This window comes from Stenotrophomonas sp. NPDC077421, assembly GCF_049545505.1.
Taxonomy (GTDB): domain Bacteria; phylum Pseudomonadota; class Gammaproteobacteria; order Xanthomonadales; family Xanthomonadaceae; genus Stenotrophomonas; species Stenotrophomonas nematodicola.
Window position 1 is genome coordinate 1 of sequence record NZ_JBMWDP010000045.1, and the last position, 23,507, is coordinate 23,507.

A 23,507-nucleotide genomic window follows, 5' to 3' on the forward strand; every position below is an offset into this window, starting at 1 on the left:
GCCGCGCCGGTGGCGATGGTCAACCACGGGCATTCGGTGGACAACGCCGCCCTAGGAATACAGTGGCACCTGCTGGCGATGTTCGGGCCGAGCTTTTTCACAGGACGACTGATGGTGCGCTACGGCAAGGAGCGCGTGACCGCCGTCGGCATGGTGCTGCTCGCCGCCTCCGGGGTGGTGGCCCTGGGCGGGCTCGGCCTGTCCCACTTCTGGGGCTCGCTGGCGCTGCTGGGCATCGGCTGGAACTTCAGCTTCATCGGCGCGACGGCGATGGTCACCGATTGCCACACCCCGGCCGAGCGCAGCAAGGCGCAGGGCATGAACGATTTCTTCGTCTTCGCCGCCACGGCGGCCGTGTCGTTCCTCGCGGGATCGATCCTGCACAGCTCGGGCTGGCAGGCGGTCAACTGGATGATCTTCCCGGCCCTGGCGCTGATCCTGGTGCCGCTGCTGTGGCAGGCCGCGCGAAAGCCGGCGCTGCCAGCTCCGGTCTGATCGGAGCGGTGCAAGAGGCGCTCCGCGCAGTGGGTCGCCTCGGCCGCTACAGCACCTGCTTCCACTGGCGCAGCCTCGACAGCGCGTCGTCGTAGGCGGTGGAGGTGAAGAACTGGATCTTGCGCCCGAGGGTCTTCATCGGGCTCAACGCGGGATCGAAAAGCGAGGCGTTCGAATGGTGCGCCACGCAGTCGAGCACCCGGTCCTGTCCCTCCGTGAGCATGGCTTCCAGCTCGCGAAGGTCTCTGCCCGCGAAACGGCGCTGGAAGCCGGCAGAAAGACGCTCGGCCCGCTGCGCCATCGCACTCGGCGAGTAAAAGGACGCCGAAGGTCCAGGCGTCCGATCATGCGCGAACTGCAGGATCATCGTGTTCCAGACGATGACGTCCACCAGGACCATCGCAGCGTTGGTATGCAGGCGCGGCTCCTGCCAGATCATGGCCGTGTGCCGGTAGTGGCTGGCGGGAATGGTGGCAGCTTCTACCCCGAGCTTTCGGTGGCTGGCGCGAACCTTGTCAAGGAGTTCCTGCTTCGTGGTTGGTAGTTTCATTCGGGATTTCTATTTCATCGAGACAAGGCTCGATAACCGGCGTGTCAGATATTCATCAAGTCACCAGCGCAATTACCTTGGATTGAGGAAAAGCGCTTGCCTCACCGCTGCGCTGGCGGCGCCGAGGGCTTGTGCATGATGAAGCGGGACATGTCGGTGATTTCCTGTTTGCGGATTTACGTTACTGCTGAAGCTGCTTCTGCATGGTGTTGTGGTTGTAGTAGTCGCTGGCATAGACAATCTTTCCGTTCGAAACACGGAAGAAGCTCGCGCCGAAATAACTGATGGTCGAACTGGAGGGCGACGTCCCGCCATTGCTGTTCTTGGTGGCGGTGAATTCCCACTCGATCGCCACACCATCGCCGGAGGCAACCGGCTGCGAACGGATTTTCATTTTTCGGTCGGGCAGGATTTTCATCAGAAACTGCGAGACTTCGGTAATGGCTTGAGGCCCAGTGCGGGACGCTTCATTGCTGGTATTGAAATAGACGACGTTGGAATCGAGCACTTTTTCCATCGCGTCGGTTCGCCCGCCATTCCAGGCGTCAAGGTATTGCTGGACCACCTTCACGTTCTCTGGCTCATCTGCCGCCTGCGACGTGACGCTATAGGCGAGTGAAACCAGCCCGAGGAATATCGCTCCCAAAGCCTGCACCGGACGGCAGCGCAAGCCGTCTGAAGAACGAAGGGGCCTGAATGACAGGGCGTGCTGCATGTTGTTCATGGTCGAAATACTCCAAAAGGTGTTGAAAAAAATCCCGCTCGCACGGGCGTGGTGGAAAATCGCATGTCGCGCGCAACGAAGCACAGGCCGTCGGCAATTGCTCTTTTGTCAAATACATAGAATCATCCTATGTATAAGGCCTGAGTTGCTACAATCGAGGTCCGATGGGCTCCCGTCTCTACGTCATTTGAGAACCGCGATGAATAACCGCTTCACACTCCCACAGGCGCCGCGGCGTTCGCTCGTCGATTCGACGATTGAGCTGATCCGCGGCCAGATCGAGGGAGGCGCCTGGAAGGTCGGCGAGCGCATCCCCAGGGAGCAGGAACTGGCCGAGATGCTGGAGGTTGGCCGCAACACGGTGCGGGAAGCCATTCGCGTGCTCTCGCACGGCCAGGTCCTGGAAGTCCGCCAGGGTGATGGCACCTACGTGCGAACCAATATCGATCCGGCCGAGGTCATGCGCCGTGTCGGGCGTTCCGGCTTGCGAGAGCACTTCGCGTTGCGCTGCATGCTGGAAACCGAGGCGGCCAGGTTGGCCGCGGTGCATCGGTCCAAGGCGGACGTTGGGCTGCTGCGCCGACTGTTGAAGGCCCGCGGCGAGCAGGAGCAACACGCATCGAGCGCGGCCTTTGCCGAGGCCGATACGGCTTTCCACTGCGCGATCGCCGGGATGTGCGGCAACGGCGCGCTGGCTGAGCTGTACCGCTACTTCGCGAACTCGGTCCGCATGAACACGCTGACTGCGCTGAAGGACAAGGAACTGCCCGAGCCGGGTCTCGCGACCCATGAGGCGATCGTGGATGCTATCGAGCGCCAGGATGGAGAAGCAGCTGCGGCGGCTGTGCGGAACGTGGTCGCTCCGCTGATTGCGGCACTTGAGAAATCGGGTTGATCCGAGCGCGACTCCCGCGCTGGCAATGCCGCTTTCCATCGAGCAGCCGGTCGCCGGCCCCGTTGATCGGAACGCGGGTTGTTTCCCGGAGAGCACGCGGTAGCCGGTCCTCATGGATAGGCCCTTGGTGCGCTACAGCGACCGGACGGTGCTGTTCATATCGAATCTTCGACGCGACCACCCGCCAGGACATACCGGGCCAGCGCCTCGGCATCGGCGTGGGTGGCCCGGGTGGACTGCGGTGTACCGAAAGCCTGGACGAGCTTTGGCAGCATGGCCTCCAACTGGGCTCGCTTATCCGAATCCGGTTCGACGTGGATGAGCGCGAGCAATGTGCCGCCAAGCGTCTCCTTGTGAGTCTTCAGCCAGACGCCGCGCTGAGCGCGATCGTCGAGAGTCTCTTCTGGCCCTCCCGCGACGTAGATAAGCACGAAGGGCTTTCCGCAGGCGACGAGTTCATCCATTTCCGCGCACCAGGCGCTGCTGTATCCGTTGTAGATGCTTGCGCCGTCGAAGCGGACGATGGGGAAATCGCTGGTGTCGTGAACTTTCGGTTGCTGGGACATGATCCTGGACTCTCGCTATTAACGTCCTAACATCCTACCTTTGTTGAGAATTACTTGCAACTGAAATGGGCATGGGCACACCGCCGTGCAGCGCCAAGTGACGGGCGAAATAAGGGCTTGACCTTCCAACAATGGGAGGCCCTACAGTGAACCCATCAACCTCATTCAAGGAGTTTTTTCATGAAGGTCAACAAGTTCAGCCTCTTGTTCATTGCGGGCGCCGTCGTGGTCGCCGCCGGCCTGATGGCCGTCCAGAAGAAGGTGGTCGTCCCGTCGGGTGAAGCGATGCAGGCCAGTGCGGGCGGAGGTCACCAAGGGCACGCGATGCCCTCCAGCGCCTCGGCCAATGACAGTCCTTCCACGACCGCGTATCGCGCCGTGAACGACCAGATGCACGCCGGGATGGGAGCGCAGTTCACTGGCAACGCCGACGTCGATTTCATGCGTGGCATGATCCCGCACCACCAGGGCGCGATCGACATGGCCAAGGTGGCGCTGCAGTACGGCAAGGACCCGGAGGTTCACAAGCTGGCCCAGGAGGTCATCACCGTGCAGGAAGGCGAGATCGCCATGATGAACAAGTGGCTGGGCGACAACGGCCAGCAGGCGGCGGCCGGCAGCTCGGGCGATGCCTCGACGGCCGCCTACCGTGCCGGCAACGACCGCATGCATGCGGACATGATGATCGACTTCAGCGGCGACGCCGATGTGGACTTCATGCGCGGCATGATCCCGCACCACCAGGGTGCGATCGACATGGCCAAGGTGGCGCTGCAGTACGGCAAGAACCCGGAGGTCCGCAAGTTGGCTCAGGAGGTCATCTCCGCGCAGGAAGGCGAGATCGCCATGATGAAGAGTTGGCTTGTCGCTCGGGGCAAGTGAAGGCACGACCATGAACCAAGCCAACACCCCGCGCATCCTCATCTATAGCACTCCAACTTGCCCGGACTGCCGGGCACTAAAGGAGTGGTTGTCCCAGCAGGGCATCGCGTTTGAAGAGCGCGACCTGACCGACCCGAAGATTTCCGCGGAGGCCAAGTCACGAACCGGCGTGCGCGTGGCCCCGATCACGATCGTCGGCGACGAGGTCTTCTATGGCACCTTCGCGAGCCAGAAGCCGAGGCTGATGAAGGCGCTCGGTCTTCAGTGAGCCGCTGAAGGAAGACCGTGGTCACGGGCGGAGTCGCCGGTGCGGACCCCGGTCGGACCCTGTAAGCGCTGTTGTGGACGCGTCTGCACGCAAAGCTCAAGACCGTGAGGCATTCTTCGCCGACGACGCTCGGCGCTTTCGCCTGCGGTCGTTGACATCACGAGAGGAATTTTTATGCGATCGACATCATCAGCCACCTCCCTGCACGTCGCCATTTCCGAGGGCATCACAGTCGCCAACGACCTGCCGTTCGTGCTGTTCGGCGGCATCAACGTCATCGAGGATCTCGATACGACCCTGGCTGCGGCTGAGCACTTCGCGGAGGTGACGCGCAAGCTGGGGATACCCTTCGTTTTCAAGGCGTCGTTCGACAAGGCCAATCGCTCGTCGATCCATTCTTTCCGAGGTGTCGGCCTGGAGGAAGGGCTGCGGGTCCTCGATGCGGTCAAGTCGCGGTTCGGATGCCCAGTCTTGACCGACGTGCATGAGGTTGAGCAGGCCATGCAGGTCGCTGCCGTTGCCGACGTACTGCAAGTTCCGGCCTTCCTGGCCCGGCAGACCGATCTGGTGGCCGCCATTGCCCGCACCGGTCGGGTAGTGAATGTCAAGAAGCCGCAGTTCCTCAGCCCGGGCCAGATCAGGCATGTCGTCCACAAACTGCACGAGGCTGGCAACCCGCGCGTCCTGCTGTGCGAGCGTGGCACGCAGTTCGGCTACGACAATCTCGTCGTGGACATGTTGGGCTTCCGCGAAATGAGCGTTGCCAGCAGTGGCCTGCCACTGGTGTTCGACGTAACCCATAGCCTGCAGCGGCGAGAAGCGGATGCGTTGGCTTCGGGTGGGCGTCGCCAACAGTTGCCCGAACTCGCGCGGGCCGGCATGGCGGTCGGCATTGGCGGTTTGTTCCTCGAAGCACACGCCGACCCGGCGCATGCACGTTGTGACGGACCCAGCGCTCTGCCACTGGACACGCTCGAACCGCTGCTGCGGCAGGTCAAGGCGGTGGACCGACTCGTCAAGTCGTTCGAGCCTCTTCGGATCGACTGAAGCCTGCCACCCGTTCAAACAGAACGTGTGGCACTTCCCCTCTTAGTCGGCTATTTGAGCGACAGATAAGGATTGTTCGGTGGAACGGCATCGAATATGTGCGATGGGTCTTCGAGCAAATAGCCATGCACCTGGCGCGTTTTGCGCGGTCCCATGACCTCGCACGTCCTGATGTTCAGACCCGATGGCTGTTTCCTGTGGAGTCCGAGTTTTTCAAAGCGCTTCTGCACCCACTGCCAGTCCTGCAGGGCCGCGTCCTTCGCAAGCGGCCCAATGGTTGGATGCTCTTGTGCGTAGCGCTGGAAAACACCAGGGCTGATCAGGTAAACCGTGTCGGACACGGTATGTACCAGGGCCTTGGCGTCATTGATGATGAGCTTGCGGGTCTGGACGGCCTGTTTCAGCCAGGCCATGAAATGCTCGCCCGATGGCCGCCCGGTAAATGAGGCGAAATCGTGCGGCGCAGGCGCGGCGGTCGGCGCCGAAGGACCTGGGGCCGATGCGGGAGGGTCGAGCGGCACCGCTGCATCGTCGGCACCCTCTGGCGGGGCTTCGACGGACTGCTCCGGCTCAGGCGTTGTCTCGAACATCGCCAGCATGCTTTCCAGTGGGTCGGCCGGATTGCGCTGCGTGCTGGGAGGTATGGCGTGACTTCCGCCCGACTGATCTGGACGGCTGCTTGCTGCGGGCTCCTTCTCCGTTGCCACCGCTGCTCCAGGTAGCAATGCAGCGTCGGGTGCGGACGGGCGCGGCCCGTCCTCGGCCTCGCCGGCGTTGTCCACGGTCACGGTTCCCGCAAATGGGCTGGGTCGCTCCGAGGGCTCCCAGATCAGCGCCGGGGCCAGGCGCAGGAGCGTGAAGGCATGGGACCAGCCACTCTCACTGGTAATAGTTGCGCGCCAGATGGCCTTGCCGGAGGCGGTGGGCTGCAACATGGCATGATCCTGTAGCACGTTGAACACGGCCGTGTTGTTCGCGGGGATGCCATCGACCCCCTGGGACAGCAGGTGCGCGCGCAGCTTGTCCGAGACTGTCTTGCTCACCAGCCACAGCGCGTCCTCGGTGAGCCAGCCATCGGAGGCCTCCGGCTGGTTCAGTTTCAGCTCTTCCTTGAGCAGGTAGCGCAGCCCGTTGACCAGCTTGCGTTGGAGCGAGTGCTTGGGCGCGGCCATGGCGCGCGCGGGATCGCCGCCCAGCTCCTGGGCGACGGAGGCGCGGTCGGCCTGCACGACAAGCTCGCCCAGAACCCCGGCGTGCTCGTACTGCCCAGCCAAGACGTAGAGCAGCGGCGCCCACAAGGATGGATAGCCACTGAGCCAGTCCAGCAGATCGCGATTGAGCAATTGCTGGTACAGCAAGCCTGTCGCGGCGCTATGAAGCCGGTACTCGCGGTCGTCGCGGTAGCGGAAGCGGTACGGTTGGCGCAGCGGGCCGTGCCATGGGTGCCAGGTGCTGCCGTCGGCCAGCTCGACGTGCAGATCGACGGCCACCTTGCCGATGTCATGGAGCAGTGCGGCATAGGCGACGGCCGCAGTCCAGGCTTCGGCCTGCGCCGCCTGGTCTTCGGGGCTGGCCCCGATGGGCAGCAGATGGGACTGCCGCAGCTTTAGGCTGTAGGCGACGATTTCGAGGCCATGGTCGAGCATGCCGCCCGGGTAGGCATGGTGATGCGCTTCGGAAGCCGGGAAGGCCTGGACCAGCTCGGCGTAGCGCTCCAGCGGCGCGCGGTACAGGGAGGCGAACTGCTTGCGCGAAAGCGAGGTGCGCTGCCAGATGTGTTCCAGCAGCTTCTGCCGGCGCGGGGTGGCGAGCAACGATGCGGCCGACTCCGGCCGCATCAACCCTTTCGGGAGGTCGGTGGCGGGTGCTGGCGACGGCGCGGCAGCGACCGGGGGCCGTTTTCGCTGGAACAGGGAGAGCATGTCGGTGTCCTGATGGCGGGCCGGGCGGGAGGCCTTTTGGCCTTTTCAAGGTAGGGCCTTTCCCCTTGCACCCCATTCCCTTGCCGTTTCGACCCTTTGGCCTTTAACCGTTTCGGTATAGCGGGGCCTGGGCTGCGGCTCCAGCGTCAATGCGGAACCCGCACGAATGGATTAGACGGCGACCTGGCGCTGGGCCCCGGCCTATGCTGCCGGGGCGCTACACCGCCAGGTAGGCTCCCACCCGGGCGACTAAGTTGACAAATGCGACAAAGGAGACTAGAGTGAATCCTGTCTCAAACCTACCTGGGAGCTGACCATGCCCACTGCGATCGAATTCATTGCCGACCGGCTGCCGCGAGTCACGGTGGAGGATGTGCGACGCTTCGCCGATACCGTCGAAATCCGGGATGCACCGGCGTTCGCGGCTGAGTTGCAGGCGTTCATCCACGAGCGCGTGGAGGCGGTGACGCTGCCCGCCAACCTGGAAGGTGAAACGGTGGCGCAGGCCTTGCAGCGCAAGGCGGCCGCGTTGCGCTCCGACACGCGCTGGACACCGGCTGAAACCGATGTCCAGCGAGGCCGCGCCTTGCTGCTGGAAGCCTTCAACCAGCCGGACAACCTGCCGCCTGCCGAGTTCGCCAAGCTGGCGGACAAGTCGCGCCAGCAAATCTACAAGGACATCCTCGCCCGTCGGCTGCTGGCGCTGAACGTGGGGCCGCGCGGCCAGAAGCTGCCCGACTGGCAGCTCGACCCGGTGAAGCAGCAGTTGACCCAAACCGTGCTCCAGGAGGTCGAGGGCATCGACCACTGGACGATCTACCGCGCGCTGTCCGAACCCCTCGAAGGCCTGGGTGGTCGCTCGCCCGTGGATGCGGTGACGCATGGCACGATCGATGACGTGGCCGAGGCCGTGTTCAACGTGCTGGGCGTCCAGGTGCATTGAAGCGAGACCGCCATGAGCCACGAGCTGCCTTCGTTCCTGATCGATGCCGGTGAACTGCTCCAGCATGTGAGCCGCGTCGTCTATCGGGGCAGCCCGCTGTACTATGGCCGCAGCAGCACGAATCGCTACGATGACCCAGCGGGGGCCTACGGCGTGCTCTACCTGGGGCGCGACCTGCCCACGGCGCTGATGGAGTCGGTGTTTCACAAGCACCAGTGGCTTGCGGACACGCAACGCTCGATCGCGCTGAAAGAAGTCCAAGCCCGGATGGTGCGCGCAGTAGGCGTGATGGACGACGTGTTTCTGGCCGATCTCACGGCGCAGGGCGTCATAGCGGGCTACTTCGGCCTGAACCTGGAGCAGTTGGCCAGCCGCGACTACACGCACACACAGCGGGTGTCCGCCCAGGTGCATGCGATGCTCGGAGATGATGGCCAGGCGCTGTTCGACGGGGTGCTCTATCCGTCGCGCAACAACTATCCCGCCAAGAGCATCGCCCTGTTCGAGCGTGCGGGAGCGAAGGTTGGCGTCATCGAGGACATCGACCTGGTGGACCATGTGGACTGGCCGCGTTTCGTTGTTACCTACCGCATCGGCGTTGAACCCGACCCCGGCCCGGTGGGGCCGGATGACGAAGCGTCCTGAAGCAGCAAGAAAACACATTGAAGCCGCAAACCGAATGAAGTGGAGCAAACTGGAATAGGCATTCCTCAACAGCAGGAGACGACCATGAACACGACGACCCGCACCAGCACCGCAGAACGCCTCGGCCGCGCCTTTGGCCGCGGATGGCGTGCCTATGCGCGACGCGAACGGCGGGCGTCGAACTGGTTGGTGTCCAAGGGCATGCCGCGAGCTGGCGCTACCGCGCTCGTGTGGGTAGCCAAGCTGGCTGTACTGGGGGTGCTGCTCTACGTTGCGTTTTGGTTTGCACTCGTGATGCTGGGCGTTGCGGCGGCGGGATGGGCTGCTGCTGCAAATACTTCGGATGAGGACGAGTGGCCTTTCACCGACCTCACCGAGCTGCGCAAGACGCCGGGCTACGATCCCAACCTGTACAACGACACGTCGCACGAGTTGTACACCGACGACTGACCGGCCTCGCGCTATTTCAGTTTTCCTCCGGTGAGCGCCCCGGCACCCTTGCCGCCAGCTTGGCCGGCGCTCTTGCTGCCATCGGAAAGTCCCTGGATGACGTGCCCGGCCCGAATCCCAACCCAGGTAAGGCTCGCCAGCCAGAATCCCGGCAGAACCAGGAACATCGTGCCCATGACGAACATCAGGAGCATGTCGCCGAAGGCGTTGTTCAACCCTACCAGCGGGTCAAAGTTGGTGTGCGGCCGGTTCCAGCCAAAGCCCCAGCCATAAAGCGCGTCCAGAATCGTTGAATCGATCCAGCGTGCGAGCTGGAACCAGAAGTCCGTGAAGAACAGCGCGAACTGCACGACGCTGACGGTGACGACCGTCTTCAGGTCGTAGGTGCCCACAACCAGCACGAGCGGGATGCAGATGACCAGCGCCATCTTCAGTAAGGCGAGGATCATGGGCAGGGATTGGCGCACGACATCCATGGCAGGAAACGCGGCAATCGCGCCGACTGCCATCCCCACGTCGCCCGTGGCGCGCGTCACGATGTTCGGCAGGGTCTTGTCGATCTGGCCGCCGTAGTCCGTATAGACGCTGCCCTGGTTCAGTTTCTGCTGCCGCGGTGACGCGATGGCGCGGATCACCGAATCGTCCACCTCGGCCCGGCTGAGGAACCCGGCCCAGCCCGCCAGGCGATTCAGCAGGGTCGGGTCCACTTGCCCCAGCAGCCGCGCGCGCAGGCCGTTGCTGCCGTCTGACCACCACTGCCTGCAGGTCGGGTAGCCGCCACCATTGGCAACCTGCGCGAGGCCTGCATCGCGGGTGTCGTCATAGGGCCATGCCTCGCGCGCCGTGCTGGAGCGGTAGCTGTCGTAGTAGCCACCCGTGTCCGTGAAAAAGCGCGAGCCGATCCAGGTTACGTCGTGCATCTGCTGCTCATCGAGATCCGGGCGCTGCATGAACAATTTGGCCCGCGCAGGCCCATAGCAATCCCGCGAGAAGTCCGCGACCTCCTGAGCCAGTACCGGGTCGTCAATGCGGGTCGCGTCGATCTCCATCCTCATCTGCCGCAGGTCCGTACCGCACGGGATCGCCGCTACCGAGGCGCTCGTGACGGCGCGCGAGAGCGCGTGCATGAAAGCCCACCAGACCGGCACCTTCGCCGACTGGTTGTTGATGGTGCTGAAGGACTGCGACCAGCCGGTTTCCGTGGGCTGCGGCACGCTGACCTGGCACTGCGCCGAGCGCGAGCTGTCGTACTGGATGGTGCTGAGGTCCACGTCGATGAACGGAATGCCCGCGAACATCACCACCACGATCGCGACGAACACCCGGTTCTCGATACGGGCGGCACTCAGAACGCCTTTGTTGCCCTCGTCAGCGCCTTCCGCGCGGGCCTTCAGCCACTCCTGCACGACGATGGCGACGAAAGGCAGCGCGAACACCCCGCTGGACACCAGCACGGCCCAGATACCGTTGTTGACGATCCAGGACACGAGGGTGAGGTAGTACTCCAGATAGTCGGTCGTGAAGAGCGTCATGGCCCCGATCTCCCCTCAAGCGGCCTGCATCAACAGGCTGGCTTCCAGCGCGACGATGGCGACGACGCCGGCGACCTCGGTACGGATCAGCCGGCGCCGCGCCTGCCCATCTGTCCCGCTTTGGTCTTCGCGGGCCAGCACCCGGCGGCGCATCCAGAACCATCCATAGGCCGTTGCCGCGTACACGCACAGCCGCCAGATGAAGAAATACCCTGCGGAGGCCGCCAGCCACCGTTCCCAGCCTGCAACGCTGCCGACCAGGTTGATGCCCGCGACGTTCGCCCCCACTGCGGCGGCAACGATAAGCACCAGCCACAGCAGCGTCTTCGCCGCGCGCCGGCTGAACAACCAGCGCAGCGGCCGCCAGGCCATGCGCGCCGGGCTCATGGCCGACTCCCCGGATTGCCCTTCTGGAGCTGGTCGAGACGGTCCGGCACAGGATCGCCCTCGTAGATGCCGCGCGAACCGGCCGCGCGCGCGCCGTGGCGCTGGATGATCGCCATGGGCGAGTTGTTCGCCAGTTCGCGCCGCAGCTCCAGTTCGGTCTTGAGGTTGCGAATCTCACGGTCGAGCGTGTCGCTCTCGTGGTTCACCGCCTCCACGGCAAGTTCGTTCGCCGCGACGTTGGGCTCCTTCTTGCCCGTGAGCAGCGTGCGCTGCAGCAGCAGCGCTTTCTCCAGCACGGATGCCAGCGCGACCTCGGACGCGAGGCGCTGCGACAGCAGGTGCTGGTCGGGCTCGTCGCGCAGCGCCTCGATCACGCCGCGCGTGATCGGCAGCGACGCACTGCCAGCTTCGCGCAGGTTCTCCGGCGTCGTGTTCTTGGCCTTGGTTACCAGGTCCTGGAGCGCCTGCAGCTTGGCGTCGTACTCCTCCTGGATCAGCGGCGTGAGCCCGACGCCCGGCGTCGTCTCGGTCTTGGTGCAGGCATCGCACGTGCGCTGCTCCTTCTCGCCGAGCACGCGCGTGGCCCACTCGACGGCAGCCTGCGGCGAGGTCCAGGTCTGGCACGAGAGACTGCTGCAACTGGCCGGCGCAATGGACGAGGTGTCGGTCACGCCGCGGCCGTTGACCAGGTTGTAGCCAGCGCGGGTGACATCGCCGACGACCTTGATCGCGGGCTGGCCGGAGCCGCCCGCGTTGCTGCCCCCGACCCACGGCACGCCGTCATTGCCGCGGCGCGTCTCGGCCTGCTCGATGGCCGAGACCGCATCCGTGCTCGACACGGCATCGCGCAGCGCCAGCCCTTCGGCCATCTGGCTCCAGCCGAGTTGGCCGCCCGCCGTTTCGGCCATCTTCTCGGCCATGGCACGGCACGTCAGCTTGCTGCGGTCGAAATCCAGCCGCGCCTGCAGCACGCCATTGGTGAGCAGGTTGTACAGACCGGGATCGGCCCGCTGGATGATCAGTGCGGGCAACGATGCCACCGCACTGGTGGCACTCTGGATCACCGACGACATGATTTGCTGGAAGCCGTTGGTAATGCCGTTAAGTTGGTTCTTCAACGTGGTCTGGATGCTCATGTCGCCGCAGATCAAGTTGCTGTTCCAACCCACGCCGACACCGATGGAGCGCATGCCGGCTGCACGTCCCATCGACACGGCGTTGCCGCCACCGATCGAGTACATGACGTCATCGCCGATGACGCTGCCGCTGGTCTGGTATCCCAGTTGACCCCAGGCCACGCCGCTGCCCAGCGCGAGCGCGCCGGCCAGTGCCAGGACGATCTCCGTGCGACGTACCCGGCGGGAGAACGGATTGAATGCAGGACGGAACTTCATGGCACCCCCTCAGAGGAAATCGACGCTGCCCAGGAACACCTGGCCCCGGCGCTCGCAGCAGGCATACGGCCGCCACAGCGCCCATGCGTAGTCGCCTTGCTGGGCCTGGGTAAGGAAGCCGCTGCGCGGGAAGACCGTGCAGGACGAGGACAGGACGGGCGTGAGTTCTTGCCACTTGCCGGTCGAGGCCTCGCCCTCCATCAGCGCGCCGGCCGGCCAGTAGCCGTCACGGGAGTTGGCAAGCAACGGCTGATAGACGTGGATCTGCCCGCGGCGCGTGACCACATCGCCCGCACGCTGGGCCACCACTGCGCCGGCCTTGAAGTCGTCGGTCTGGTGCAGGAAGCCGCCACGGGGATACACGTTGCCCCAGAGATTCATCGTGGTACGGGCACCGACTTCGCGCCGGCCCGGAATCAGCGCTTCCGGGTAGGCCATCTCGGGCACGTTGTAGCGCCAGGCCAGCGTATCCAGGGTGCTGAGCAAGTACGGCATAAACGCCGTGCCCGCGCCCTCACAGAAGTAGCCTGACGAAGAGACGAACTGGTTGAACACCTCTGCGCCGGGGTGACCGATGACATCCGCGTTCTTGAATTTGGCGAGGCTGTTTTCGTGATCCTCGTTCGTCGTTCCGTCGCCGCCAGCTTGGGCGGACGGGTTGGGCGTGCTCATTGCCTGGACTTCGACCCAGGGGTTTTCTCCGGTATTCGAGTACGACGACACCACTGCATCGGGGATGTAGTGGCGCACCTTGATCGACGTGCGCACGGTGCAGCCCGTCCATGTGCAGTAGAGCCAGTAGCAGATGCCGACGACGCGGTATTCGAGGCAATCGGGCGATGCCACCGAGCCGATGATGGTCGCTGTATTGAGGGCGTAGCTGCCCGTGGCGCTGAGCAGCAGCAACGAAGCCACGCCAGCGCGCAGGCGGCGCATCAGGTCGAATGGTCGGGTCACGGCTGGGTCCTCCGGTGCTGCTCGATGCGCGCGACAGCGCGAGCCACATCCGGCTCGCCATAGACCACATAGCGCCTGTCCACCACCACGGCCGGGAGGCTGGTGATGCCGAGGCTCCATGCGTCGGTAACGCCTTGGTATGCGGAAGCGATGCGTCGCTGCAGATCGGCACCGCCGCCATTCAGCCGGCGCTTGACGATGGCCGTCGCCTGTTCGGGGTCGGTGGGCAGTCCCGCGGAAAGCTCCGCTTCAATCCTGTGGGCTTCGTCCAGCTCGATCAGCCGCTCGCCGCCCATGGTCTTGACCGGGTGGCGGCTGTCGGTGACGACCACCACGTCGGCGGCGAAGGTGGCCGGGCTGAAAACGGCCAGGGCTGCCGGCAGCGCCACGGCCCGGCCGAGGGTTCGCCAGCCCGGCGCGAACCTGGAAAGGGATGCTGTCATGTCGCGTGCCCTTGAAGTTGATCAGAGCAGTAGTCAAACGCGAAGCCGACGCGGCCCCAACAAACAATGCGCATCGCGCACTGCCCGCATACCTGCTTGTCTCGCGCCCATGAAAAAGCGGAGGCCGAAGCCTCCGCGTGGATCAGGGAGCCGATGCCGTCGCTACAGCAGGCCGGATTCCGCGAACGAGTACGGCGTGCCCTGGCCGACGATGAGGTGATCCAGCACCCTCACGTCGATCAGCGACAACGCGGCCCTCAGCGTTTGGGTCAACGCACGGTCCGCGCTCGACGGCTCCGTGCAGCCCGAAGGGTGTTGGTGAGAAAAAATGACCGCTGCCGCATTCAGTTCCAAGGCACGCTGCACGATCGGACGCGCATGCACCGAGGTCGAATGGATCGTGCCTCTGAACATCGGCTCGTAGGCCAGCACCTCGTGCATGCTGTTGAGGAACACGATGGCGAAGACTTCATTGGGCTCGGCGGCCAGTTTCAGGCGCAGGTAGTCCTTGACGGCGGCAGGCCTCTCCAGGGATGGCCCCTTCTTGAAGACCCGCTGCTCCAGCAGCGCGATGGCTTGCCGGATGATCCAGTCATCGGATTGGGACATGGGGGCAAAACGTGGCTCCACGCAGGAGTCGTTGGCGACGAGAGACATGGCGGACCTCCAGAAAGTGAGCGGAGGGCGCCACCCTGGGAGGGCAAGCCCTCCTGGGGATGGAAACAGCGGAACAAGGTGCATCCATCACCGCGCGGCGGTGATTGTTCGCGGCCAGGATGCGAAAGCGAACGGGTAGCGGTCAGCGCGGCGAGCCGCGCCGTAGCCTTCAAGACCGAGGGCTACCTGGGCATGTCGCCGACAACGTCGGCAGGCATTTCGGATGTGGGGGTGGCGGGCGAACCCGGCGCGTCGCTGGCCATTTCCCCGGCCACCAGCAGGTCCATGGCCGAGAGCAAGGCATCGCCCTCGATCGGCCCCTGCAACAGGATGGCCTGGCCCGTCTGGCGATCGAGCAGTCGCAGCGACGGCGTGGCGGTCACGCCGCTCTTGGTGGCTTCCGCGGCCTGCGCGCGGATGGCCACGTTGGGGCGCTCGCTAGCCATGCACTGTTCGATGGCTGACGTTGTTTCGGGGTAACGCAAGCCATCGGGCAAGCCCTGGCCGTCGCTGCGCGTGTGGGCATAGACCCATTCGACCGCCTGCCAGAACGCCGCATGCCCGCCCGCTTCGGCGGCGCACTCGGCCAGACGTGCCTCGGCCGACGCGGCAGGCTCGTGCGCGGCCAGCGGCTGGTGATGCCATTGCAGCGCCACGTCGGTGTTGTTGCCGACCCAGCGCTTGAGCTGCGGGAAATACTCCCGGCAGAACGGGCATTCCAGGTCGGCATAGAGCGTCAGCGTGAAACGGCCTTCCGGGTTGCCCATCTGCCAGGGTGGCCCAGCGACCTGCGCCGTGCTGACCGGCGCGCGCGACGGCGCTGAGGATTCGCCGGGCGTCCGGGACACCAGCCAGATCAGCAGCAGCGCGACCAGCGCAGCAGCCAATACCCAGGGCCAGCGAGGCCGCCAGCGGCGACGGCGGAACGCCTGGACCTGCATCGGAATGGAAGGACGTTTCTGTTCCATGGCGTTCTCCGGTTTACGACAGTTCCAGGGCCGGCGACTCGATGCCGCGGGCCTGGTCGATCTTCTCGGCCACCTTGAAAGCCGCTTCCAGTTCGGTGCAGCCGTACTGCTGCATGAGCTGGTAGCGTTCGGCCTTCTCCTCGGGTTCTGTCTGCGCGAGGGCGAGGTACAGGGACGGCGGCACGGCGCGGAACAGCACTTCCATGCTCTTGGAGAGGATGACGCCTTCGGTGAATTTCCCCGCTTCCTTGCGCGCCGAAAGCATCAGCGCCTTCTGCGCGGGCGAGAGTTCGCGGAACCGCGCGATCTTCTCAACTTCATCGGGCGGCATGCTGAGACAGATCCACCACTCGATCATGTTGAGCATGGGCTCCGCGGCGCGCGGCAGGTCGTCGATGTTCTGCGTCGCGAGCCAGAACCAGGCCCCCAATTTCCTCCACATCTTTGTAATTTTCACGACGTAGGGCGCGAGCAGCGGGTTCTTCGTGATGATGTGGCCTTCGTCGGTGACGTTGATGATCGGGCGTCCCAGGTATTGGTCGCGCTCGGCGATGTTGTTCACCGTGCTGATCAGGCTGATGTAAGCGATGGAGAGCTGCGCGTTGTAGCCCTCGCGGGCGTATGTCGCGAGGTCAACCAAGGTGATGTCGGCTTCGGGCCACGGCGTGCCGTCGCGGTCGAACATTTCGCCGTCCGTGCCTTGACAGAACATGTCCATCGCATCCGCCATCTCCAGCAGCCGCACGCGGCGCATTTCGGGCAGCGTCGGGTCCTGGCCGCGGGCGCGCAACGCGTTGCGCACGTCGCGCGTAAGCACCGTGCGTTTGTCGGCCACGCAGTGCTCGGCGGCGTCGAGGATGCACTGACGGATCAGCGAGCGGTCAGCCCGCGTCATCCGGGCTTCCTCCTTGTCCTCTCCGCCCGTGATCATCAGCCGCGCCGTGATCTCCAGTTCGCCGAGCACGTCGCGCTGCTCGTCCGCCTCCATGGCCGAGGCATCTGGTGGCGGGTCTTCATCCAGCGCGTCGGCGTCGAGCGTCTGCACGTCGCTGGGCGTCTCGATCAGCCGACGCGCGTCTGCGAATGGCGCGAGGCTGATGCCCGAACCTGGGGCCAGCTTGACCCGGTTTACCGTCAGCCCGAGCATGCGTGCGAAGTCGCTGAACAGGCCGAAGCTGTTGCCAGCCTCCACGATGAACAGCCGCGGTCGGTAGATGGCCGTGACCTGATTCAAGAGGTTGTTGAGCGTGGCGCTCTTGCCGGAGCCGGTGGGGCCGAACAGGAACAGATGGGCGTTCATCTGCCGATCCAGGCGGCTGAGCGGGTCGAAGGTGATCGGCCCGCCACCGCGGTTGAACATCGTGATGCCCGGGTGCCCCGTACCTTGAGCGCGGCCCCACACCGGCGACAGGTTCGCCGCGTGCTGAGCGAACATCAGTTGGGTGTACCACTTGCGCCGATCCTGGCCGGGGTTGTAGCAGCATGGCAGCCACCGCAAGTAGCTGTTGAGCGGCGCCACCTCGTCGTCCTCGCGCACCGGCTGCAAGCCAGCATTGAGCATCACGTTCGCCAGGTCCAGGCCGCGCCGGTCCAGTTCCGCTTCGTCGCGTCCGCGCAGGTAGAATGCCAGCGTCCCCCGGTAGAGCTTGTGTGCGCTGCCGATGAGGGAGCGGGCTTCCTGCACGTCCTTCAACGTCTGCTCCGACGCCAGCGTCTCGCCCACGGCCTTCTTCGCCAGGTGGTTGAGATCCGCTTCCAGGACATCCTGCGGCGTGGCGACCATCGTGAGACACAGCAAGGTGTCTTCCGGCATCTGGTCGAACAGCGTGTTGATGGCATCCCCTTTGCGGGTCTCGCCGGTCAGGTGTCCGGTGCCGGGCGGCATGCGCAGCCGGTCGGTGATCAGCACGCGGTGCGGCATGCCGTCGAAATACCAGGTGCCGTGCTCCACGTCGGAGCGTGGCTGGCCGAAGAACAGCCGCTGGCTGAAATCCCGCCCGCTCGCCAGCTCGATTTCGCCGGCCTCGCTTTCTTCGGTGCTGTCGGGGTAGCGCGCCAGCGCGTAGAAGCGCTCCCGGTCCTCTGCACTCGGTCCAAGCATCGCCGGGCGCGGATTGAACCACCGCAGCAGCCAGTCGTGGACGTCGGCTGCGACCATGCGCCGTGCCTGGATGCCGGCGTTCGCCAGGCCGCCGCACAGGCGGTCGCAGACGATGTTCAGCATCTGCTCGGGCGTCTGGCCGCGGCGGCTTGCCTGCCCAGTTGCACGGCGATAGATCACCATGCGCACCCGCCGCGTCTGGCCGCGCCAGCGCAGCCGCGTGACCACCGTGTCCTCGAACAGGCCGCCCGGCTTGGCGACCGCGCGCAGGTGGTGGCCGAAGAAGCGCAAGTAGAACTCGGTGAAAGCGGTGCCGCGGGCACGCGGCTGCACGTAGTCGCGCAGGGTCTGCATGTACTGGTCGAAGCTGGGCTCGTCCTGGGCATAGAGCTGGAGTACCCAGGGGTTTTCGTCCAGCTCATCGAACGAGTCCTGGAGCGCGTTCTCCAAGGCATCGCGGGCATGCGCGAGCCAGCCGGGCTCCCGCCCCTCGGTGCCCAGCGGCACCAGCTCGTAGAAGGCAGCGACCGACTGCCCATCCTCCAGCAGCATGGACTTCGACTGCGGCAAGAACTCCACCCAAGGCAGCAGTTCCGCGAACGACGGCGCGACGTCGTACAGCGCCTGCTCGTCGGCTACCGTCGCCGGCCTGCGGCCCTGGACCGCTGCGCCGGGTTCAGGGACGCCGGCCTGGCGCAAGGCCTCGACGTGGCGCTGCCAGCCGTCCGGCTTCTCTTCGTCGCCGGTGCCGGATGCGGCCAGCTTCGGCCAGGGAAGTTCCCAGCGCATCAATAGTCCTCCAGCCGTTCACCGGGCATGGCGTACTGCACGCGCTGGTACAGGGGGAAGACCGTCGTGTAGCCCGGAACCGGCACGGGGTCCGTGCCCGCCAGGTGCGGGTACACATACATGACGAGATCGGGGTTGGGCAGGCGCTGGAACTGGCGATAAACCTCGTTGCGCGCCGTGCGCGTGTAGCGCATCTGCTCGACGGGCGCAGCCTGCACATCGGCGTCGGTCAGCGGCCGGCGCAGGCTCTGGCGCGCGTCGAGCAACTGCCGGCGCGCGACCTGGCCGGTGCCACTGCCGCCGCCACCCGTTTCCTGCTGCCAGATGTCCATCATGGTGCGGTCGCTATGGGTCAGCAGTTCTTCCTTGCTGGTGGCGCAACCGCTGAGCACGGCGACGGCCGCGGCCAGCGCGAGGCCCTTAATCGAGTTCGAGCGCATGGCTTTCTCCTGCACGGTGATCGACGCGCCGGCCTTCGGGGTCGTGATCGATGGCCAGCGGCTTTTCGAGGTGGACGGCGACCTTGGCGCCTGGCTGCACATAGACGGCGGCGAAAGCCTGTCCGTAGAGCTTGTTGACCCAGGTCGACATGTCCCGGACGCCGCCCGCGAGGATCTGGCCGACTGCTTCCTTGCCGCTGATGCCCACGGTGCCGATGGCGCCGTCCGAGCCGACGTAGGACATGCGGCCGCTGTCGCTCTCGATGAGCGAGGCCACGCCGGCTCCGGCCGCGGTGATCAGAGCTTGCGACCCGAGGTACTGCTGGGCGTTGCTGCGCCGTTCGCCGCTGACGCACGGGATGCCGTGCGGGTCGCTGATCCAGCCCAGGCCGTCGCGCTGCTGGTTGTTCTGCTGGTTGCCTTCGCGGTCTTCGGGAATCGTGCGGATCGTGCCGTCGTTGAAGACGAAGGTGATGCTGCGAACCTGGCCGCGCACGCACGAGAGCGTCCAGTCGCCCGATGCGGTTCCGGAGAACACCGCGCCGGCCACGTCGGGAATGTCGATGCCGTTGGCAGTCAGATTGTCCGGCCCGACCAGCACCTTGAAGGGGTACGGATCGTTCACCGTCCCGTCGATCGGCACGCGCCCAATCAGCGCCGTCATCGCCACGGAGCCCATCAGTGTCGAGTTGGTCGGCACGGTATAGACCGGCTTGGCGCTCTTGACGCCTGCCGCACCTGCGCCGGCGTTCGCCACGGTTTCCGCGGTGGTTTCCAGTGTGCTTTGTGCCGGGCCGAAGCTCGTCGGGAAGCTCATGCCGCTGCCTGCGCCACGACTGCCATTGCGGCCCTCGGCCTTCTTCGCGTCGTCCGGTTCGACCCAGCGCATGCCGCCTTCCATGCCGGCCTCGTCGCCGCCGCGCAGCCCCAGGCCCACCGGCAGATCAGCGTGACCGCCGCCGCGCCCGCCAATGCTGTCCAGGCGCCGCTGCAGGTCGGCGAGCAGCCCCTCGGTCTGCTGGCGCGCGCTGGCCGCCTGTTCCTGGTCGCGGCGCAGGTTGGAGCGCTCGGATTCGAGGGCCGAATTGATGCGCTGATCAATGGAGTTCTCCCGCTGGCGCAGCCGCTGGTTTTCCTCGCGCTGCGACTTGTTGTCGGTCAGCGCGGTCTGAAGCTCGGTGCGCAACTGTTTCACCTGGGCGACGAGCGTTGCCACGGTATCGCGCGGGGTATCGCCTTCGATGCCCAACGCCTTCATTTCCTCGGGCGTGAGCTTGGAGCCAGCATCCGCGGCGGGCGGTGCCGACGTGCTTCCACCGGAGAACAGCCGGATGGCAACGAACAGCACCAGCAAGGCGACCGGGATCATCAGCCACTTGAGCAAGCCGTTACTGCGCATGGCGGGCCTCCTTGCCATCGTCGGCTTCAGCTTCCCGCTGCGGCAGATGCACGGCCGGGTCGAAGCGGTGGATCGCCGGCAGCAGCGATTGCGCGAGGCCGTGCCCGCGCGTCACCAGGTACAGGACGGTCGTGTCCTCGGGCGTCCCGCGCGGTCCGAGCGCTTCGTGCTGGAAGGTGGCGGTGAGGAAATCGCCTTGCAGCACGCGCGGGTCGAGCGTGACCCAGCCGCTGCTGCTGTTGGTCAGGCGCACGGCCGTGACCCACTGGTCTTCCAGACGCCACGACGCGAGCGCGACCGCGCGCACCGGCAGCGTCGGCATCAGCGTGCCGAGGTCGAGGTCACGGCGCAGGTTCACCCGCATGACGCCAGGCAGCGACTCCACAGTGCGCAGCGGCGCGTAGAGGTTCTGCGCGGCGAAGCGCGTCAGGACGACCGGAACCGGGGTTTCGCGCCGGGTCGCCCGCGTACCTGCTTGGTCCTGGGCGCGTGCCGGGGCCTCATCGGCACCGCCTGGCTGATCGCCGTAGCGCGCAGGGGTGCTGCTGCCCTCGACGATGCGCACCGGCTCCAGCTCGGCTTCGCCGTCTTTGGGCGGCTCGGCCGCAATGTCGAGCAGGATCAGCGCGCCCGTGTCGGCGTCCTGCAATTGCAGCCGCGTGGGCTCGATCGGCTCGCTGGCGCGCAGGTACACCGCGCCACCTGCGCTCTGCACGCGCAGGCGTTCGCCCACGCCTGCGGGCACGCCCACGCGGACGTTCCGGTCGATGAACACGATGCGCTCCTGGCCGACCTTCAGCGGCACCGCCAGCGGCATGCGTTCCCACCGCAGAATCTCCACAGCATGGGAGACGGGTGCCGCGGCCACGGCCAGCAGCCCCAGCAGCACGAGTACAGGATGCTTCATGGGGTGTTTCCTCCTTGGGGCGCTTGCGGAGACAGGCCGCCAGGTGCCGGGCGAGTCGGCTCCGGTGCGCTGATGCGCTGGGGCGCGCCGTCGTAGCAGTCCAGCGCCAGGCCGAAGGGGTTGCGGGCGGGATCGACGTCCACCCGCGTGACCTTCACCGGGTAGCGCACGAGCGCGCGCTTGACCTGCTCGGCGCCGTAGTACTCGTCGGCGGTGATGTCGAGCGTCACCACCCAGTCGCGGTCGGAGACCACGCGCACGCGCGCCGTGGGGTCGTCGCCGTAGCCGCGGCCGGGGATCTCATAAATCCCGCGCACGCGCTGGCGCAGCTCGCCCGTGGAACGGCGGTAGTCGTAGTCCGCGCGCAGGAAGGCCTGGCAGGACGGGGTAAGGTACGGCGAGAGCGTGTGGAGGTTGCGCGGATAGTCCTCTTCGCCGTTCGTCGGCCAGCGGTTGAGGGTCTGGAACACGTAGAACGTGAACGCATAGACCGATTCGGGCGGCACTTCCCACCACTTGCGGGTACTGCCCGAGCGCAGGTCGGGCGGGACGTGGATGGTCAGGTCGCGCGGCGCGCTCCACCAGCCACCGCCCATGACCAGGGCGACGATGACCAGCGCACCAGCACCCAGGCGAAGCGTCTTGATGTGCGCCTGCAGGTGGGTGATCTCGTTCTTGAAGCGGCTCATCGTGCCCCCCTTGCAACGGACCTTCGGGTGGACCAGAAGCCGGAGCGCGAGATCAGCACGTGGCCGCCTACCCATCCCGCCATCAGTGGATGGCGCGTGGCGATGCGCCATTGCAGTTGCCGGTACAGCCAGGTGTCGGGGCGCCCGCGCTTGAGCCGGCGCAGGATGCCGCCGCCGATGAAGACGCCCAGGGCCACGCCCAGGACGACGAACGTCGGCGCGATGGCGATCGTGCGGAACACCCAGGACAGCGGCGCGCCGACCAGCAGGCCGGCGGCGCCGGACAGGCCGCAGCAGATCCACAGTTCGTCGGCGGTGAGGCCGCGCACGACAACAGGGTGGCGGTTGAGCCGATGCGGAAGGAACGTGACCGTCCCGTCCGCACGGACGTGCTGCTGCTCGGACATACCGGCCTCGCCTTACAGGATGCCGGTGGCTTCGGTGAGCAGCCAGATGCCGATCACGAGCAGCACGGCACCGATCGCGACGGTGAGGCCAAACTGGCCCCAGGTCTTGCGGCCGGTGTGGATTTCCGCGTAGGTGCCGTAGGCGTGGTAGCAGACGCCGATGAACATCGACGCCACGACCAGGAGGGCTACGAGCATGATGATGTCGTAGCCGTAGTTCCTGATCGTTTCCATGATGCCGTTGCCGGTGCCGCGGGTCGGGTTTTCCAACTGCGGCAAGCCTTGCGCGAACGACAGCGCGGGCAGCGCGGCGGAGCCCAGTGCCACAGCGGCGCGCTGGGCAAGGCGGGAATGGAGGATGCGGTTTTGCATGGTCGTGCCTTTCAGGTCAGGAGAGGAGGAAGAAGCTCAGGACGAGGTACATCGCGACGAAGCGGATGCAGACGCCGAGGAACTGGCGCTGGTTGAGGCGGCTCTCGGACCACCCCACGTAGGCCGTTCGGATGGCCCAGACGCCCCAGACGAGGAGCACCGCGAACACGGCGCCGACCAGGACGGTCGCCATCGCCGAAGGCGCGATGCCGCTGTTGGCTTGAAATGCCGAGACCTGGGCGCCGTTCATGGCTTGGCTTCCGTAGTCGTCGGCGATGGCGAAGCGGACCGCTCGGTGCGGTAGTCGCTGGCCAGTTCGGAGGGGTCGCGCGGCTGGGCACGCGACGGTGTGAGATGGGCCTGGATGCCGGCGCGCACGCGCGCCAAGTCAGCCAGCAACCGCGGGTAATCGAAGTGGTAGCGCTCGCCCGGCTGGATGGGGGCACGCGCGGCGCTGTCGGCGACGGTGCGCTCCAGCGCGTCGAGTTGGCGCAGCGCGGCGACCAGCTCCTGGCGCTGTGCGGGGGACTCGGCCAACGCCATCGGGGACTGACCCAGCAGCAGGGCCGTCACGAGAAAAATGGGCACGCCGCGATGCGCGGCGCGCTGCCAGATCGGAGCCAACATCGCGCCATTCCTGTGTGATCAGAATAGTGCGATGGTGGAGTTCAGGGTGAC

28 protein-coding genes are annotated in these 23,507 nt (G+C 65.6%); 8 read left to right on the forward strand and 20 right to left on the reverse strand.

Translation table 11 applies throughout. The annotated features are described in order from the left end of the window. The coding region (locus ACPEH1_RS18095; protein WP_423716150.1) for an MFS transporter at positions 1 to 495 on the forward strand (495 nt) is incomplete at its 5' end. Between the two features lie 46 nt (positions 496 to 541). Here ACPEH1_RS18095 and ACPEH1_RS18100 read toward each other — a convergent pair. Together ACPEH1_RS18100 and ACPEH1_RS18105 are read right to left on the reverse strand one after the other, a co-directional pair. Continuing rightward, positions 542 to 1,045 carry a ClbS/DfsB family four-helix bundle protein gene (locus ACPEH1_RS18100; protein WP_003821138.1) on the reverse strand — a complete coding sequence of 168 codons (504 nt, stop codon included), beginning with the start codon at positions 1,043 to 1,045 and terminating at the stop codon, positions 542 to 544. A 181-nt stretch (positions 1,046 to 1,226) separates the two neighbouring features. Beyond that, a complete protein-coding gene (locus tag ACPEH1_RS18105; RefSeq protein WP_003821137.1) occupies positions 1,227 to 1,769 on the reverse strand; it encodes a nuclear transport factor 2 family protein in 543 nt (180 codons plus the stop codon). 199 nt (positions 1,770 to 1,968) lie between these two features. On the opposite strand from ACPEH1_RS18105, the gene ACPEH1_RS18110 reads away from it, so the two are divergent. Further along, entirely contained in the window at positions 1,969 to 2,664 is a 696-nt protein-coding gene (locus ACPEH1_RS18110) for a FadR/GntR family transcriptional regulator (protein WP_003821135.1), read from the forward strand. 155 nt (positions 2,665 to 2,819) lie between these two features. Here the strand turns inward: ACPEH1_RS18110 and ACPEH1_RS18115 are convergent, their stop codons facing one another. Beyond that, positions 2,820 to 3,230, reverse strand: a complete 411-nt coding sequence (locus ACPEH1_RS18115) for a hypothetical protein (RefSeq protein WP_012614065.1) — start codon at positions 3,228 to 3,230, stop codon at positions 2,820 to 2,822. Between the two features lie 180 nt (positions 3,231 to 3,410). Here ACPEH1_RS18115 and copM point away from each other — a divergent pair, with 180 nt between their 5' ends. From copM to kdsA, 3 genes are all read left to right on the forward strand, one after another. After that, positions 3,411 to 4,112, forward strand: a complete 702-nt coding sequence (gene copM, locus ACPEH1_RS18120) for a CopM family metallochaperone (protein WP_003821133.1) — start codon at positions 3,411 to 3,413, stop codon at positions 4,110 to 4,112. A 10-nt stretch (positions 4,113 to 4,122) separates the two neighbouring features. Next, complete coding sequence (locus ACPEH1_RS18125; protein ID WP_003821132.1) at positions 4,123 to 4,380, forward strand: glutaredoxin family protein; 258 nt, start codon at positions 4,123 to 4,125, stop codon at positions 4,378 to 4,380. Between the two features lie 174 nt (positions 4,381 to 4,554). After that, positions 4,555 to 5,427, forward strand: coding sequence for a 3-deoxy-8-phosphooctulonate synthase (gene kdsA / locus ACPEH1_RS18130; protein WP_423716151.1), 873 nt, complete (start codon positions 4,555 to 4,557; stop codon positions 5,425 to 5,427). 50 nt (positions 5,428 to 5,477) lie between these two features. On the opposite strand, the gene mobH is transcribed toward kdsA, so the two are convergent. Beyond that, the gene (mobH, locus tag ACPEH1_RS18135) at positions 5,478 to 7,349 is read right to left on the reverse strand and encodes a MobH family relaxase (RefSeq protein WP_003821130.1); all 1,872 of its coding nucleotides are present in this window, start codon (positions 7,347 to 7,349) and stop codon (positions 5,478 to 5,480) included. Positions 7,350 to 7,665: 316 nt separating this feature from the next. Between mobH and ACPEH1_RS18140 the strand changes: the two genes are divergently transcribed. The 3 genes from ACPEH1_RS18140 to ACPEH1_RS18150 all read left to right on the forward strand — a co-directional run bounded on the left by ACPEH1_RS18140 (position 7,666) and on the right by ACPEH1_RS18150 (position 9,387). After that, a complete protein-coding gene (locus ACPEH1_RS18140; RefSeq protein ID WP_003821129.1) occupies positions 7,666 to 8,292 on the forward strand; it encodes an integrase in 627 nt (208 codons plus the stop codon). Between the two features lie 12 nt (positions 8,293 to 8,304). Next, a complete protein-coding gene (locus ACPEH1_RS18145; protein WP_003821128.1) occupies positions 8,305 to 8,937 on the forward strand; it encodes an RES family NAD+ phosphorylase in 633 nt (210 codons plus the stop codon). Positions 8,938 to 9,021: 84 nt separating this feature from the next. Next, a complete protein-coding gene (locus ACPEH1_RS18150) occupies positions 9,022 to 9,387 on the forward strand; it encodes a DUF3742 family protein (protein WP_003821127.1) in 366 nt (121 codons plus the stop codon). A gap of 11 nt (positions 9,388 to 9,398) precedes the next feature. On the opposite strand, the gene ACPEH1_RS18155 is transcribed toward ACPEH1_RS18150, so the two are convergent. From ACPEH1_RS18155 to ACPEH1_RS18230, 16 genes are all read right to left on the reverse strand, one after another. Next, positions 9,399 to 10,919 (reverse strand): conjugal transfer protein TraG N-terminal domain-containing protein, encoded by a 1,521-nt coding sequence (locus tag ACPEH1_RS18155; RefSeq protein ID WP_003821126.1) that lies wholly within the window; start codon positions 10,917 to 10,919, stop codon positions 9,399 to 9,401. Positions 10,920 to 10,934: 15 nt separating this feature from the next. Further along, positions 10,935 to 11,306: a hypothetical protein gene (locus tag ACPEH1_RS18160; RefSeq protein WP_003821125.1), complete on the reverse strand. Its 372-nt coding sequence runs from the start codon at positions 11,304 to 11,306 to the stop codon at positions 10,935 to 10,937. After that, complete coding sequence (locus tag ACPEH1_RS18165) at positions 11,303 to 12,700, reverse strand: integrating conjugative element protein (RefSeq protein WP_003821123.1); 1,398 nt, start codon at positions 12,698 to 12,700, stop codon at positions 11,303 to 11,305. Before ACPEH1_RS18165 ends, ACPEH1_RS18160 begins: the two co-directional genes overlap by 4 nt. Before the next feature lie 9 nt (positions 12,701 to 12,709). Continuing rightward, positions 12,710 to 13,657 carry a TIGR03756 family integrating conjugative element protein gene (locus ACPEH1_RS18170; RefSeq protein ID WP_003821122.1) on the reverse strand — a complete coding sequence of 316 codons (948 nt, stop codon included), beginning with the start codon at positions 13,655 to 13,657 and terminating at the stop codon, positions 12,710 to 12,712. Then, positions 13,654 to 14,100, reverse strand: coding sequence for a TIGR03757 family integrating conjugative element protein (locus ACPEH1_RS18175; protein ID WP_003821119.1), 447 nt, complete (start codon positions 14,098 to 14,100; stop codon positions 13,654 to 13,656). Before ACPEH1_RS18175 ends, ACPEH1_RS18170 begins: the two co-directional genes overlap by 4 nt. Positions 14,101 to 14,262: 162 nt before the next feature. Beyond that, complete coding sequence (locus ACPEH1_RS18180) at positions 14,263 to 14,757, reverse strand: JAB domain-containing protein (protein ID WP_003821118.1); 495 nt, start codon at positions 14,755 to 14,757, stop codon at positions 14,263 to 14,265. 182 nt (positions 14,758 to 14,939) lie between these two features. Beyond that, positions 14,940 to 15,725, reverse strand: coding sequence for a DsbA family protein (locus tag ACPEH1_RS18185; RefSeq protein ID WP_003821117.1), 786 nt, complete (start codon positions 15,723 to 15,725; stop codon positions 14,940 to 14,942). A 13-nt stretch (positions 15,726 to 15,738) separates the two neighbouring features. Then, entirely contained in the window at positions 15,739 to 18,615 is a 2,877-nt protein-coding gene (locus ACPEH1_RS18190) for a conjugative transfer ATPase (RefSeq protein WP_003821116.1), read from the reverse strand. Next, positions 18,615 to 19,055 carry a TIGR03751 family conjugal transfer lipoprotein gene (locus tag ACPEH1_RS18195; protein WP_003821115.1) on the reverse strand — a complete coding sequence of 147 codons (441 nt, stop codon included), beginning with the start codon at positions 19,053 to 19,055 and terminating at the stop codon, positions 18,615 to 18,617. Before ACPEH1_RS18195 ends, ACPEH1_RS18190 begins: the two co-directional genes overlap by 1 nt. Beyond that, positions 19,036 to 20,454 carry a TIGR03752 family integrating conjugative element protein gene (locus tag ACPEH1_RS18200; protein WP_003821113.1) on the reverse strand — a complete coding sequence of 473 codons (1,419 nt, stop codon included), beginning with the start codon at positions 20,452 to 20,454 and terminating at the stop codon, positions 19,036 to 19,038. The genes ACPEH1_RS18195 and ACPEH1_RS18200 overlap by 20 nt, the downstream gene beginning before the upstream one ends. Continuing rightward, positions 20,444 to 21,361 (reverse strand): TIGR03749 family integrating conjugative element protein, encoded by a 918-nt coding sequence (locus ACPEH1_RS18205; RefSeq protein ID WP_003821112.1) that lies wholly within the window; start codon positions 21,359 to 21,361, stop codon positions 20,444 to 20,446. Before ACPEH1_RS18205 ends, ACPEH1_RS18200 begins: the two co-directional genes overlap by 11 nt. Continuing rightward, a complete protein-coding gene (locus ACPEH1_RS18210) occupies positions 21,358 to 22,050 on the reverse strand; it encodes a PFL_4703 family integrating conjugative element protein (protein WP_003821110.1) in 693 nt (230 codons plus the stop codon). Before ACPEH1_RS18210 ends, ACPEH1_RS18205 begins: the two co-directional genes overlap by 4 nt. Further along, on the reverse strand, positions 22,047 to 22,457 hold the full coding sequence (locus ACPEH1_RS18215) for a TIGR03750 family conjugal transfer protein (protein WP_003821108.1): 411 nt from the start codon (positions 22,455 to 22,457) through the stop codon (positions 22,047 to 22,049). The genes ACPEH1_RS18210 and ACPEH1_RS18215 overlap by 4 nt, the downstream gene beginning before the upstream one ends. A gap of 12 nt (positions 22,458 to 22,469) precedes the next feature. Next, on the reverse strand, positions 22,470 to 22,829 hold the full coding sequence (locus ACPEH1_RS18220; RefSeq protein ID WP_003821107.1) for a TIGR03745 family integrating conjugative element membrane protein: 360 nt from the start codon (positions 22,827 to 22,829) through the stop codon (positions 22,470 to 22,472). A gap of 16 nt (positions 22,830 to 22,845) precedes the next feature. Continuing rightward, positions 22,846 to 23,079 carry a TIGR03758 family integrating conjugative element protein gene (locus ACPEH1_RS18225; RefSeq protein WP_003821106.1) on the reverse strand — a complete coding sequence of 78 codons (234 nt, stop codon included), beginning with the start codon at positions 23,077 to 23,079 and terminating at the stop codon, positions 22,846 to 22,848. Then, entirely contained in the window at positions 23,076 to 23,456 is a 381-nt protein-coding gene (locus ACPEH1_RS18230; RefSeq protein WP_003821105.1) for an RAQPRD family integrative conjugative element protein, read from the reverse strand. Before ACPEH1_RS18230 ends, ACPEH1_RS18225 begins: the two co-directional genes overlap by 4 nt. Between the last annotated feature and the right edge of the window lie 51 nt (positions 23,457 to 23,507).